This is a genomic window from Bacillus sp. FDAARGOS_235 (genome assembly GCF_002073415.2).
Classification (GTDB): Bacteria; Bacillota; Bacilli; order Bacillales; family Bacillaceae_G; genus Bacillus_A; species Bacillus_A toyonensis.
The window spans coordinates 342,512-356,889 of the sequence record NZ_CP020437.2 but is presented as its reverse complement, the minus strand read 5'-3'; the positions used below and the strand labels follow the sequence as shown (position 1 = coordinate 356,889).

Genomic DNA, 14,378 nt, shown 5'->3' with positions numbered 1-14,378 from the left:
ATTTTTAATTTTGTTATTTAGAAAGGTTTTTTAACATTATATATTTTTAACGCATGTAAATAGTTACATAATTGTAAAATGAAAAATAGTAAAAACAAATAAAGTGAAAATCCAAATGTGACTAAATGTTGTATACTGTGTAAATCAAGTAAACTCGTATCTTTATTTTAAGTACGATGAGAAAAATTAAGGAGAGAGTAACGTGAATTACACAGTATTTCAATGGATAAACAATTTAGCTGGTACATCTACACTATTAGATAAGGTAATGATTGTTATTACAAATAGCGCTGCATATGTGGCGATTCTATTTATGTTTATCTTATGGTTTCATAATGGAAAAAAAGAGAAAGCGATAAGAAAACAATACACAGTGTTATATACGACACTTTCTGTAATGATTGCATTATTAGTAAATGTTTTCATTCATGCGGTATATTACCATCCGCGTCCGTTTATATCACATGATGTGCATCAATTAGTACCACATGCAGAAAATTCATCATTCGTTAGCGATCATTCTGTACTTGTATTTTCGATTGCGTTCGTCTTTATGCTTAGAGGAGAAAAACTTAAATATATAGCGCTTATTTGGGCGGTATTAGTTGGCATATCACGTTTATATGTAGGTGTTCATTTCCCGTTAGATGTAATTGGTGCCGCTGTAATAACAATTATAACAAGCAGCTTGTTGTTGCAGAATAAACGAATATTTGAACCAATCGCAAAAATCGTTTTCAAAATGTATGCGTTGGTAGCAAAACGAATTCCTTTTTTAGCAAAATATAACCATATAGCTTAGGGTTAAAATCTACTATTTATAAGTTTGGTTTAAAAAAGTTCCCACCTTGGGTATCAATAGGGGGAACTTTTTTTATTGAATAAAAGAATGGTATTGGAAATGAAATGTAGAAAAAACTGATGATTGTCAACAAGTAGTTAGAGTAAATAATGTAGGAAATATGAGTACAGTAGGGGGTGTAATAATAACATTATTATCGGTAATCTCAAATTTTTTTATTTAGGAGAGCTTTACATTATATATAATAACAGCCAGGTTACGAAAAATAGTTAAAAAGATACGGTATCGATAATATAAGGATTACACCTACAACAGTCACGGCTATAATTTTAATTACTTCGCTCTTTACTTCCTTCTCCAAAACAACACCTCCCGACGCGTTTAAAAATCTATTGTAATAATACTATCATTAGACAACCTTATTTTTCCAATTATAATATTCATGTTAAACACTTGAAAAAATTACTTATCTATATAGCAAATAAAGGTTTTTAGTCTCTCTTTACACGATAAAGGAAAGCTAACTTTAAAAAAAGTATTTTTATTTGAATATTCATTAATTTCACATACCGTACTATAAATGAATAAAATTAAACCCAAAATAATAATAGTTGGTTTTGTTTTAAAGGGATTAAACAGAAAACTTCGAAACATATAGTATCGAAAATAAAACAAAAACTACATATTTTAAAGCGCATCTTCGCAGGAATCAATTACAAATGAAAGGAGATAAATATGCATAAACTTCAAACGAATAAAGGTGCTCGTTATATGATGGTTGCTTTTATTGTTTTGTTTCTTACTATGCTTTTGCGTATATTCTATATACAAGCAGTAGGAGTCGTGCATAATGTGGATGTAAAAGATCTCGCGAATGAACAACATAATAAAAATGGAGTATTAGAAGCAAACCGTGGCACAATTTATGACCAAACTGGAAAGGTACTAGTACAAGATTCCGCAACGTATCGAGTTGTTGTGAATTTAAAAGGAAAAGATAAAGTGAAAAATAGTGATGAAACGGCACAACAATTAGCTGATGTACTTGAAATTGATAAAGAGGAAGTAATAAAAAATTTTCATGAAGGACGCACACAAGTTGAAATTGGAAAAATTGGTCGGAACTTATCTAGAGAAACGAAGGAGAAAATTAGGAAATTAAAAATACCGGGTGTATCTTTTATGCCTGAAAAAGCAAGAGTGTATCCAAATGAAGATTTTGCATCCTATATACTTGGTTTTGCTAAACCAGATGATAAAGGAAATACGGAAGGGAAATTTGGACTTGAAAAAAGTTTGGATAAATATTTGCGCTCTACGAACGGGAATATAGAATATGTAGGAACACGAAAAGGTATCCCACTTACAAATGACATAGGTAAAGTAGAACCTGCTAAACATGGAAATAACGTATATCTTACGCTTGATAAGCAAATTAATAGTTTTTTAGAAGAAGCGATGAACAAAGCACAACAACACTATGATCCTTCTATGTTAATAGGAATTATTGCAAATCCAAAAACTGGTAAGGTTTTAGCGATGTCTAGTAAGCCTAGTTATAATCCTAATAAAGGCGATATCGAATACTTTTTAAATGATCCAATTGCAAACGCATATGAACCAGGTTCAACAATGAAAGTGTTTACGTTAGCTGCTGCTATTAATGAAGGTGTATATAACGGGAAAGAATATTTTCAATCAGGAAAATATTCGGTTGGTTCAACAGATATAAAGGATCATAATGGTGGATTTGGATGGGGCTCAATTACATTTGATGAAGGCTTTGAAAGATCGTCAAATGTAGCTTTTTCTATTTTAGAAGATCAGTTATTAAAACCCAATAAATTTAAGCAATATATGAATAAATTTGGTTTCAATCAAAAAACAGGAATAGATTTACCCGGAGAAAGTAAAAATACATTATTATTAAACACACAAATCCAACAAGTTACAACTTCTTTCGGGCAAGGTTCCACTGTCACTCCTATTCAATTAATACAAGCCGCTACGGCAATAGCAAATGACGGGAAAATGATGCAACCATATATCGTTGATAAAGTTGTAAATCCAACAAACAAACAAGTTATTATGGAAAATCAACCGAAAGAAATTGGGAATCCGATAAAAAAAGAGACAGCGGACAAGGTAAGAAGCTTAATGGAGCGCGTTATTACGTCTTCAAAAGGAACTGGTACAATGTATAAAGTGGATGGTTATCCAATTGGGGGTAAGACAGGAACAGCCCAAATTCCGAACCCTGAAAATGGACGATATATGGAAGGGAAAGAAAATTATATTTTTTCATTTTTAGGAATGGCTCCAATTGATGACCCAGAGTTAATCGTATACTTAGCTATTAAGCAGCCAAAATTAAAGGGAGACGAGTATGGAGCTCAGCCTCTTGCTGAAATATTTAAACCAGTTATAAAAAATAGTTTAGAATATTTAAAGGTGAAACCATATACAGAAAAACAAATTGTCGATGCAACGAAGCAATCTCAATTAAAAGTACAAAGTTATGTGAATCAATCCATGGGGACAGTAGAAAAAAGTGCAGAAAAAGAGAAGCTACAGCCGGTTATTTTAGGAGAAGGAAAAATAATAAAACAATACCCACAGTCTGGTGAGGTAATGAGTGAAGGAGATCGTATATTTCTATTAGGAAATAACGCAAAAATGCCAAATATAAAAGGTTGGTCCATGCGTGATGTTATGTATTTCTCTAAGCTTTTGAAATTAGATTTAAAAACTTCAGGGACGGGTTATGTAACAAATCAAAGTATTGAAAAAGGGAAATATTTACAAGAAGGTGATACGTTAAAACTAGAATTAGAACCACCGCTACAACCGTTAGTAGAGGCAAATACGAATTAATTTGGACATTGTGAAGGGCCTATATATAAGAGGCTCTTTTTTTAGAGATTCTAGTAATTTCACGCACCGTAATTTTTAGAAAAAATAATAAATAAGACTGTTAACATTGGCATAACTTGAAATATGTAATTATTTATTATTTACAGTTAAATATATATGTGATAATATGGAAAAAATCAAATGCAGTGAAGAGAAGAGTAAATAAAATGAATTTTTCACAGAGAGCTCCATAAAGCTGAAAAGGAGCAAAAATTCTTTATTGAACCAAGCCTCTGAGCAGTACATCGGAATCTTTTATAAGAGGATGGTGTGACGGGAGCTCCCGTTATAGAGCTACGGTATAAGCATGAAAACAATGCAGTACCTGATAAGTTTAATATGGCGACATATTAATAAACTAGGGTGGCACCGCGATGATAAATCTCGTCCCTAAGACTATAAGTCTTGGGGGTGGGATTTTTTTATTGTTTTAAAACAATATGGAAAGCGGGGACCTAAAGTGAAAAAAATACTTAAAGATTGGAAATATCCTTTATTACTACTGTCCGGAGTTGGTATTGCGAATTTAGGTGCATGGATTTACTTAATAGCACTGAATGTACTTGTCTATAATATGGGTGGCTCAGCCTTAGCTGTTGCTACTTTATATGTAATTAAGCCACTAGCCGCTTTATTTACAAACGCTTGGTCAGGAAGTATGATTGATCGTTTAAATAAACGAAAATTAATGATACACCTTGATATATATCGTGCAATATGTATTGCTATGTTACCTGTACTTCCATCACTTTGGATTGTTTATGTATTCGTATTCTTTATAAGTATGGCCAGCGCGATTTATGAGCCGACTACTATGACGTATATGACGAAATTAATTCCAGTAGAGCAAAGACAACGTTTCAATTCACTACGTAGCTTAATATCATCCGGTGCATTTTTAATTGGTCCGGCGGTAGCGGGAGCTTTATTAATAGTGAGTACACCAGAGTTTACTATATATATGAATACTATAGCATTTCTCTTATCAGGATTAATTACACTACTTTTACCTAATCTTGATAAAAAAGAAGATTCTCATTCACCTAGTAATACAATATCTATTTCACTATTAAAAAAAGATTGGAACACTGTTATAAATTTTAGTAAAAAACATGTGTATGTCGTATGTGTGTACTTCTTATTCCAAGGAATGATGGTACTAGCTACCGCAACTGATTCACTTGAATTATCATTTGCGAAAGAAATTTTATTGTTAACAGATAGTGAGTATGGCTTTTTAGTAAGTATTGGTGGAGCGGGCTGTATTTTAGGCGCCATAACAAATACAATTTTATCAAAAAGATTAGCACCTTCATTTCTAATTGGGATAGGATCATTATTCATCGCACTCGGATATTTAATCTACGCTTTTTCAAGTGGATTTTTAATAGCTGCTACCGGATTTCTTATTTTATCTTTCTCTATGGCATATGCAAATACAGGGTATTATACATTTTACCAAAATAACGTTCCTGTTCATATGATGGGACGGATTGGGAGTATATATGGGCTCTTTATTGCAGTAGTAACAATTTTTATTACAATATTGTCCGCTGTTGCAACGCAATTCATTTCTATACAACTTGTAGTCATTGTAGGAACATTAGGAATGCTGTTTATAACTATCGTATTGTGTGTATTTACTTTATTACCATCACAATTTAAGTGGGGTTCCGATGAATCAATAAATTCGAAATGAATTTTGTGTTCTTATTAATAATTTATCGTATTCAATTAAAGGGTTCTTTCCCCTTTATATGGAAAAATAATAAGGGGAAAGAACAATAAGGAAAGACAAGGGTGGTTGTCGTGATAAAAACAAAAGGGGAAATAGACAAAATTGTAAAAGAGATGTATCGGAATATAGATTTCTCTGGGGTAGTTTTAGTGAAAAAAGAAAAAAACTTAATCTATGAAGAGGCGTTTGGTAACGCAAATAGAAGTGAATGTATAAACAATACACTACAAACAAAATTCGGAATTGCTTCAGGATGTAAATTATTCACTGCAATCGGCATCTGTCAACTTGTTGAAAAAGGTGTAATTACTTTTCATACAAAGTTAAAAGATTGTCTACATATTAAATTTCCAAACTTCAATGATGATATTACAATACACCAACTTTTAACACATAGTTCTGGTATTCCAGATTATTTTGACGAAAGTATAATGGATAACTTTGAGGATCTTTGGAAGCAAACACCTATGTACCTTTTAAAAAATTTAAAAGACTTTTTACCATTATTTCAAAACAATAATATGATGTTTGCACCAGGAAGTAAGTTTCACTACAACAATGCAGGCTTTATCTTACTTGGATTAATAATAGAAGAGCAAACAGGACTTGAGTTTGCGGAATATATAGAGCAAAAAATATTCAATCCAATTGGCATGAATGATTCCGGTTATTTCTCTTTAGATACATTACCAAAGCACACTGCTTTGGGATATATAAAAGATGTAAATAGCCAAAAATGGAGAACAAATGCATATTCTATACCGATAAAAGGTGGTTCTGATGGCGGTGCTTATATTACCGCACCAGACATGCTCAAGTTCTGGGAAGCATTATTTAACTTTGAAATATTAAGCCAAGAATATACTAATTTACTTTTAACTCCTCATATTCAAGTAAATAATAATCAGTTTTACGGCTATGGAATATGGATTGAAACAAGACAAAATGATATTTTTAAATATCATATAATGGGCTATGATCCAGGTGTTAGTTTTCGCTCGGCCGTTTATCCAGACTTAGGAATTACATTAGTTATTCCTTCGAATAAAGGAGCAGGACCTGAAAAATTAATGAAAGAACTAGAAAAATTTTTTTGAAAAAGTTAAAAGAGTTCATAATTGCATCTGCCTTGAAATGTACTCTTTATATTTCGATAAACGTTTGATTAAAAGTCTTCATTTTTATTATTAAATGAAGATTTTCTGTAATTGAATAACACTGTTTTATAATTGTATATCGATATGCACATGTAATATTAAAGAGGTGGAAAAAATTTGTATATATTAAACGGTAGTATGTTTATTGTTTTTGGAGTCATCTCCTATTTGATTGTACGAAGTATTTTAATTAGGATGAAAAATAAAAAACATGTAAATTGGTGGAAAGAATTAATTCGTTTTCTATTCGTAGTATACATTTGTATGGTTGTTGCCGTAACTTTATTTCCTTTACCAATTGGTTTTCCTTCTAGTGCTGAAAATCTTAATTGTTCAGTTAATTTTATTCCCTTTGCATCAATTTTTAAGGATATTGGTCAAATAGGAAGTGCTTATGATGGTGATGTCCTATTTATGATCGGTCTAATCGTAAGAAATGTTGGTGGGAACGTTTTATTATTAATACCTTTAGGTTTTTTAGCACCAATTATATGGGATACATATAAAAAGATTAAAAATACTATTTTATTAGGATTTACCATATCAGTTAGTATTGAATTATTACAACTAATTGAGTCTTTATTTAGTGGATCGGCACGTATTACTGATATTGATGATGTGATCTGTAACGTTCTAGGTTCTATTGTTGGATATTTTATTTATAAAATCACTTTAAAGCTAGCTGCTACATTTAACATGCAAGTAGTAGATAAAACTAATTCTAAAGATATAAAATGTATTGATAAAAGTTAAACGAGTTTATGAATGTAATAATAAAGGTAATAAAGACGTACGAGTAAAAAGTATGTCTTTTTATTTTTATAACTAATGAGTAAGATTGATGGGAAATTACATTTCACATTACACTACTTTAAAGTAGCTATCGTGTTTCAAGTATGGAATGAAAAGAGGCGAATATAATTTTCAAAGGCAAACAAGTATATAGGAGGACTCTAAATGGATATTCTATTTGTTATTCTTATAATTATATTAATGCAAGGTAAGGAATATAAAGTGAATATTAATCGTATTTGGATCATTCCGGCTTTGCTGTGCCTCGTAACAATCCAGTCCATTTTTCATATGGGACAATTAAATATATTACAAGTACTACTATTTGTTGCAATGCTCGGTATTGGATTGGGTCTTGGGGTTATTAGGGGAAAAGCATTAACATTTCGATTAGATAGTGAAACAGGTCATGTATTACGAAAGGGAAATTGGTTAAGTACAATTATTCTACTTGTTATTTTAGGTGCAAAAGTTGTGATTAAGCAGAGTATGTTTTCTGGCAGTACGCATCAAACATTAACGATTGTAACGAATGCCTTTTTATGTATCACATTAGGTACTGTAATCAGTAGAAGATATTATATTTGGAAAAAATATAATGATTTAACACAAAAAGCGTAATTTCATTCTTCCCTTGTTTAACAATGCTATGAACGGTCATACTAAATAACATTGAACATTTACAACAAGGGATGATAATATGATATTCATTTACACAGACTTCGGTGGTACACATACAACTTCACTAGCTGCAGCGTATCATTTAAATAAATTACCAACTGATCGGAAGTTAACGAAAGAAGAAATATTAAATGTAGAGTACTTCAATAAATTAAAAACAGAAGATATGGGGAAAATTATTTTTCATGGATTAGACGAAAATGGCAATCCTGTATATACGATTGGATGCGGCGCATCAAAAGTCGTTGTACCTGCGATGAAGCATTTAGGAGAGATTCTACAAAAACATTATGAAAGCCATGAAAAGATTATTTTTTCTAATACATCACCAACAGTGCCTTTACCAATGACTTTTGGTGGTCTGTTTTCTAGGAGGTTTCATATCGATTTTATCGGCGTACCCTTACTCGTATGGGGAGCAAAAATTTGTTGTGATAACATACAAAGGCTTGTCAGTTATACGAAAGAAGCTGGGCGATTGACGAATGATTATGTTGTAATTTTAGATAATGAAAATTTTAAATAATGTATGGAAGAAGAAAATCGGACATATGCTCCGATTTTCTTTTTTTATTGGTGAAACAGACAAGAAATAGTCACATTTAATTTTCATCTACTATAGCCAAAACAATAAAGTCCTGTTACTATTACAGGGATATTCTCTTTTCATAGCATAAATATATAGAAAAATTAGAAAAGAGGAATTGAATTAAGGGAGGAACAACATGAAGCGTGTTGCTTGGATTACTGATAGTACAACTGCGAGTTTTACAACAGAAGGAGATAACTTTGTTATCCCAATCGAGGTTATTATTGATGGTGTGTCGTACAAAGATTGTGAAGAAGGTGTACGTGAACGTGTTTATAATGCGTTAAACGAAGGTAAGACAGTCACTACATCACAACCTAACATTGGGGAAATGGTAGAGTTATTTACGAAATGCAAAGAAGAATATGAAGAAGGATTTGCAGTTGCTATTAGCGGAAAAGTAAGTGGAACCTATCAAAACATGAAATTAGCTGCAGAAATGGCTGGGTTCCCATTAACGGTATTAGACAGTGAAACGACAAGTTATCCAATGGATGAACTAATTAGAAAAGCGAAATTGTTATACAATGATGGTATGACTTTACAAGATATACACAAAACATTAGTAGATGAAAAAAGAAGACCTTTTCATGTATTTCCAAAGAGCTTAAAAGGTTTGTATGCAAGTGGACGTGTAAAGGGAGTTCAATTTTTACTTGGAAGTTTATTAAGTGTCAACTTAATATTAGAAGTAAAAGGCGGCGAACTTTTACTTGAAAAGAAAGTTCGTAAAATCCAAAAATGTCGAGAATATATTAAAAATGAGCTTGAAAAAGAATTACCTAAAGTACTTCATATGTTCCATGCTAATGACAAAGATGGAGCTGAAGAATGGATTTCAGATATAAGACAAGCATTCCCTGAAATGGACTTCAAACTATATCCATTACCGATTTCATTTGCTGTTCATGCAGGTGAGGGAACAATAGCAATTAGTTATTAAATAAAAAACCCGTGAATGATTCACGGGTTTTTTATTTAATTAAAATGAAATGGACCCCTGCCAAATCTCCATCGAGCTTAGAAATCGATAATTCCTCAATACCTCATAGAAAACTGTGGAATGCTCTTTTATGGCTTATCCGATTATTTCTTACAAGATTTAGGGAGGATCGAGTTGAAAATGGGATTATTTTAGTGTAAAATTACACTAAATAAAACATTAGTTACTTTTGGAGGAGAGAAAGTGAATAAAGATCATACAATTGAACTCATTTCAACGAAAATAAAGTTAATACGTACTGAAAAAAGATATACGCAAGATAAAATGGCTGAAATTCTCGGGATATCCAAAAAAACGCTTGTTCAAATTGAGAAAGGGAGAACGAATGCAGGCTGGACCAACACCATTGCTATTTGTGCATTGTTTAGAGATAGTGAAGTTTTACAGAATGCTCTTGGGGATGATCCATTAGTAGTAATCGAAACAATGGCCCACAGTAGCACTAGCAATTTCAAAGAAAAAACATTGGGAGGAAAAGTCTGGTGGAAACAGATTCAAGAAAAAGGGAACTTTCGTTTACAACAAAATCTGATTAGTCAGCATTATCGTATTTTAGACAAACAGGATTACCGTTGGTTTAATTCATTTGATTTAGAAGAAGCGCTAAATCAAATGAATCAATTAGCAACGAATTCAGACAGTCAAATAACCCCTTAAAATTATAGAGAATGCAGAAAAATTGGAGGGAATTACATATGATCATTTTGAGTTTACTTTGGATCTACTATATGCCTTATCTCGTGTTATGCGGATTTTTTGGAGGATTGTATTTAATTATTAATGGGATTAAACATCGTAACTTACTCGTAAGTATACTAGGATTACTTAGCCTTTCCTTTGTCGTACTGCCTTTTATTTTTTGGGGAATGGGGATTTCTGAGAATAAACTTTTTGATATTCCTACAGAATTATACTGGATTCTATTTTCTTTAACTGGGCTATTAGCTGGAATCATTGGATTACGGTCAAAAATGAAAGGAATACGTAATATGGGATTTATTATTTTTACTAGTGGAATAGTAGGAGCCCTTTTTTATGTTTTAATGTCTGTACCTGATTCCATGTATATCAACTAGTTTTTTAAACTAAGCTCATTTTTATTTACTGCTACATGGTGACTTAATCCAAAAAAGATAGCACAACAAAGGTAGAGGAAGAATCGCTGTCTTTCTTTATGAATCAGTACATAAAAAGGAGATGCTATAGTACCTATAGCATCTCCTTTTTCACATGAATCATTTCCCTATTAGCTGGATTGCACATAAACGTTTGATTTCATCCAGTACGTAGTAGGTAGCATATCGATAGCTATCTGTAATTTCTACACCCTCTGACTTTAAATGATAAAGGTAATGTTATCACAGTTGTTCCTGCAAGGGAAAAAGAAAAAATAAATAGTGTAGTAAAAACATTCTAGAATAAAGAAGCTTAGGAATATGGGATATAAAATATGGTAAATACGAGTTGTTAGAAATTTTCAAGAATGAACGGAAGAATACAAAGCATAAGCGAGTTTACAATTTGCATGCCAACACTACAAACTTGACATGCTTATTGAGAAAGAGTGAGAATGAGTAATATAACACTTATCTAATACATTCAGGTGATATTAGTATTGGATTTATTTTTAAGGGGGATGTTTAATGAAACCAGAACTAATTGTTAGAAATTTCTTCAAAGAAGTGCGTTCAGGGAATAATCCAGACTTTTCAAATCGATATATGGCAGATAAAGTATTGGCACATCAAGTTATATCTGAAGAGGAACAAACAGTATACAGATCGCCAAAAGATTATGCTGAGCATGTAAGAGAGATGATAGAAGTATATGGAAATTTCTCTTTAGAAATTCAAGAATTATTAGTACAAGATAGTAAAGTATATGTACGCTGGAAGCAAGTAGGTACACACATAGGAGAAATAGATGGATACGAACCTACAGGCCTCCCTATAACTCAAATAGCAAGTGCGGTATATAGAATTGAAAACGGGAAAATTTCAGAGTATTGGATTCAAATTGATAGATCAGGAATTCAAAATCAATTAGAGTACAATAAGAACATTCAATAAATTATCTTTAAGAATAATAGTAAAAAGCACAAAAACAAGATTTTTAAAACGAGTATTTCTATTACATAAAGGATACAAATCAATGCACTTTTTTACTGAAAGATTCATTCAAATTAATAAAAAAAGAGCATGTATTAATAAATCTTTTAAAATATGCTCTTTTTTATTGTTTCTACGTGTACTGACATCAGCTTAGTGTAACTTTATTATATGGTAACAACAAACATAGACACCTGTTTATGAACCCAAAAAATAGCAATAATTGTTCATGCGGTTTAAATTCGGGATAGACTAGCTAACAATGAAAATAATAGAATCAAGTTGTAATGTGTATTTCGTTTTACACTGTAAGTTATTCATATTAAGTAATAGAATTGTAGAAACATATAATAGAATATTCGCACTAATATTTATACAGTTACAATCTATTTACATATAAGATTATTAGGATTATATTGGCAATGAAAGAGAAAACAATAGATGGAAGGGGATGTTTTTTATGTTTAAAAAAGCAGCACTAGGGATTTCATCGTTAGCAATCACAGCGTTCGTTGGGTTAGGAATGGCAACAGAAGTTTCGGCTGGACCTGCAGCTCCACTTACTTCACTAAACGTCGTACAAGTAGAGTCTGAGCTGGGCGGGGTAGAAACAATTAACCAAAACAGCTTTAGCACAACACGTAACCACGGGGGAAAATACTTATATATTACAACGAAAGAGATGGGATACGGTCAAAATCCATTTACTAAAATGAATGGTTCTAATGTAAAAAGTATTGGATCCACAATAATCGGCGGAAAACCAATCGTTGGCTGGTATTACAAATGGGATGCGTCTGGACATCAACAAGGAACATTTGAATACCAAAAAACATCTATAAACGCACCATTTAATACAATGCGTACGTCAATTTATATTCAATAATTTTTGAAAACGTTCGCACATATAGAATAGTCAAAAAAGGTACTCCTAGGAGTACCTTTTTGACTATTCTATATTTACAATGCCGATCCCACAGCAAGAACACTTCCCATAAAACAACATCCTAAACGTCTATGAAATTGATAGGAACGGGTAGTACAAGTCCTCTATAGTTAAAGTACGTAACCTTGCATATTCCAATTCAATGAGAACAGAAAAAGACTGTAGTACTTACGCCAAAATTCAAGATTAAAAAAGAATAGCTAAACTTATATAAGCTTAGCTGGATGAGTATGTGACGGAACCCTAAAATGAATTACATCTTTTTCATACCATAAATAATTTTGTATAGGGAGATGAAAGGATTTTTTAAAATAATAAAGAAGTATGTATAAACAAATATATAAATGGTAGTGATAGTATGAAAATCAGTAAGTTTGCAGAAGTAAATACTGTAAGTGTAGATACGATTAGACATTATATAGACCTCGGTCTCATTATTCCTGAAAAGAAAGGTGGGCACTATTTTTTTGATGAGTATTGTCAAAAAGATATGGAACTTATTTTAGAGTACAAAAGGCTAGGATTTAGCTTAAATGAAATTAAAGATCTTTTTCTTTATAAAAATTTAGGGAAATCTATAGATTACGAAAAAAATACTTTTTATCAATCTTTATTTAAATTGAAATATGAAAAGATTGAACAGGAAATAAAAAATTTAGAGGAACAAAAAGATAAATTAAAGAAAGCGTTAAATAATTTATCTATAAAAACTAAAATTTCGAATTCAATTTTAGGGATAGATTTAAACGTACTTAATGTATTTAAGTGTTTTAAGTGTAACGGAAATTTGATTCTTGAAGATGGCATTATCAATAAGAATCAAATTGTTGAGGGAAAGTTAATTTGTAATTGTGGTGAAGAATACGCGATTATTTCAGGGGTTTTAACAGCGGGAAACTCATGTAAAGCATATGAAAAGACATCACTTGAAGATTCTATTTCGGATTATATCCATGAAACTGATACTGCTTTTTTGGAAAATGTTCAAAGAGGAGGAGAATGGGCGAAAAAGAAACTAATGCAACTAGATTTAAATGAAAAAATACTACTTGATTTAGGATCTGGTATTGGGTTCTTTTTACGAAATATTTATGAGGAACTACCAGGAAATTGCCTATATATTGCTGTTGATCGAGATTTGAATAAACTTTTATTTTTAAAAGATGTAATTGAAAGAAGAAACCCGAAAAGAAACATTCTATTTATCTGTGCCGACTTTTTAAACATACCTCTTCAGAATTATTCTGCTGATATTGTCATTGATCAGTCTGGTACAAGTAATTATAGTTTTGAGCATAAAAACTTTTTGTTGCATGAATTAAATCCACTTTTTAAGCCAGAGTGTTATATGCTAAGCTCATATATTTTATTTAAAAATTTCAGCATACATAGTCATATATCAATTAGATTACGAGAGAATTTTACCTCTTCAAAAGTTAAGGGAGAAATTCAAAAACTACAGTTTCAAACCATTGATGAAAGAACTTCTAATTATTTGGAAAGAGGCGGGAAATACGAAAATTTCTTCGTTCAAGGAGAAGAAATTTATACATATTCATTTTTCGGAAGAAGATGGGGTTAACCCCATCTTCTTTTATTTTTCTTTTAAAACTTTTTAATAATAGCATATTGATATTGGGTTGACCCGA

13 protein-coding genes and 1 other annotated feature are annotated in these 14,378 nt (G+C 31.5%); all 13 genes read left to right on the top strand.

Annotated elements, in window-relative coordinates:
- Positions 1-202: 202 nt before the first annotated feature.
- Positions 203-802 carry an undecaprenyl-diphosphatase gene (locus tag A6J74_RS03470; protein ID WP_001110147.1) on the top strand — a complete coding sequence of 200 codons (600 nt, stop codon included), beginning with the start codon at positions 203-205 and terminating at the stop codon, positions 800-802.
- Positions 803-1,537: 735 nt separating this feature from the next.
- Positions 1,538-3,676, top strand: coding sequence for a penicillin-binding protein (locus tag A6J74_RS03465; RefSeq protein WP_080609297.1), 2,139 nt, complete (start codon positions 1,538-1,540; stop codon positions 3,674-3,676).
- Positions 3,677-3,852: 176 nt separating this feature from the next.
- Positions 3,853-4,110: a binding site (T-box leader), on the top strand.
- Positions 4,111-4,175: 65 nt separating this feature from the next.
- Positions 4,176-5,414 carry an MFS transporter gene (locus A6J74_RS03460; RefSeq protein ID WP_000722090.1) on the top strand — a complete coding sequence of 413 codons (1,239 nt, stop codon included), beginning with the start codon at positions 4,176-4,178 and terminating at the stop codon, positions 5,412-5,414.
- Positions 5,415-5,524: 110 nt separating this feature from the next.
- Positions 5,525-6,550 (top strand): serine hydrolase domain-containing protein, encoded by a 1,026-nt coding sequence (locus A6J74_RS03455; RefSeq protein ID WP_000598070.1) that lies wholly within the window; start codon positions 5,525-5,527, stop codon positions 6,548-6,550.
- Positions 6,551-6,727: 177 nt separating this feature from the next.
- On the top strand, positions 6,728-7,363 hold the full coding sequence (locus tag A6J74_RS03450; RefSeq protein WP_105299425.1) for a VanZ family protein: 636 nt from the start codon (positions 6,728-6,730) through the stop codon (positions 7,361-7,363).
- Between the two features lie 204 nt (positions 7,364-7,567).
- Positions 7,568-8,023 (top strand): CcdC protein domain-containing protein, encoded by a 456-nt coding sequence (locus tag A6J74_RS03445; protein ID WP_000353187.1) that lies wholly within the window; start codon positions 7,568-7,570, stop codon positions 8,021-8,023.
- 79 nt (positions 8,024-8,102) lie between these two features.
- A complete protein-coding gene (locus A6J74_RS03440; protein ID WP_000576345.1) occupies positions 8,103-8,609 on the top strand; it encodes a DUF3189 family protein in 507 nt (168 codons plus the stop codon).
- Between the two features lie 199 nt (positions 8,610-8,808).
- Positions 8,809-9,615 (top strand): DegV family protein, encoded by an 807-nt coding sequence (locus A6J74_RS03435; protein WP_000831953.1) that lies wholly within the window; start codon positions 8,809-8,811, stop codon positions 9,613-9,615.
- 243 nt (positions 9,616-9,858) lie between these two features.
- Positions 9,859-10,332 carry a helix-turn-helix transcriptional regulator gene (locus A6J74_RS03430; protein WP_001030626.1) on the top strand — a complete coding sequence of 158 codons (474 nt, stop codon included), beginning with the start codon at positions 9,859-9,861 and terminating at the stop codon, positions 10,330-10,332.
- A 38-nt stretch (positions 10,333-10,370) separates the two neighbouring features.
- The gene (locus tag A6J74_RS03425; RefSeq protein WP_000584987.1) at positions 10,371-10,751 is read left to right on the top strand and encodes a hypothetical protein; all 381 of its coding nucleotides are present in this window, start codon (positions 10,371-10,373) and stop codon (positions 10,749-10,751) included.
- A gap of 567 nt (positions 10,752-11,318) precedes the next feature.
- Positions 11,319-11,744, top strand: coding sequence for an ester cyclase (locus A6J74_RS03420; protein WP_000801762.1), 426 nt, complete (start codon positions 11,319-11,321; stop codon positions 11,742-11,744).
- A gap of 499 nt (positions 11,745-12,243) precedes the next feature.
- On the top strand, positions 12,244-12,669 hold the full coding sequence (locus tag A6J74_RS03415; RefSeq protein WP_000472924.1) for a DUF4879 domain-containing protein: 426 nt from the start codon (positions 12,244-12,246) through the stop codon (positions 12,667-12,669).
- Positions 12,670-13,087: 418 nt separating this feature from the next.
- On the top strand, positions 13,088-14,311 hold the full coding sequence (locus A6J74_RS03410; RefSeq protein WP_000703296.1) for a methyltransferase domain-containing protein: 1,224 nt from the start codon (positions 13,088-13,090) through the stop codon (positions 14,309-14,311).
- The last annotated feature ends 67 nt before the right edge of the window (positions 14,312-14,378 follow it).

What these genes read in the sequence shown, in the direction of transcription:
- A6J74_RS03465 (WP_080609297.1), top strand. Translation starts at nt 1,538, where the DNA reads ATGCATAAACTTCAAACGAATAAAGGTGCTCGTTATATGATGGTTGCT.
- A6J74_RS03445 (WP_000353187.1), top strand. Translation starts at nt 7,568, where the DNA reads ATGGATATTCTATTTGTTATTCTTATAATTATATTAATGCAAGGTAAG.
- A6J74_RS03440 (WP_000576345.1), top strand. Translation starts at nt 8,103, where the DNA reads ATGATATTCATTTACACAGACTTCGGTGGTACACATACAACTTCACTA.
- A6J74_RS03435 (WP_000831953.1), top strand. Translation starts at nt 8,809, where the DNA reads ATGAAGCGTGTTGCTTGGATTACTGATAGTACAACTGCGAGTTTTACA.
- A6J74_RS03425 (WP_000584987.1), top strand. Translation starts at nt 10,371, where the DNA reads ATGATCATTTTGAGTTTACTTTGGATCTACTATATGCCTTATCTCGTG.
- A6J74_RS03420 (WP_000801762.1), top strand. Translation starts at nt 11,319, where the DNA reads ATGAAACCAGAACTAATTGTTAGAAATTTCTTCAAAGAAGTGCGTTCA.
- A6J74_RS03415 (WP_000472924.1), top strand. Translation starts at nt 12,244, where the DNA reads ATGTTTAAAAAAGCAGCACTAGGGATTTCATCGTTAGCAATCACAGCG.
- A6J74_RS03410 (WP_000703296.1), top strand. Translation starts at nt 13,088, where the DNA reads ATGAAAATCAGTAAGTTTGCAGAAGTAAATACTGTAAGTGTAGATACG.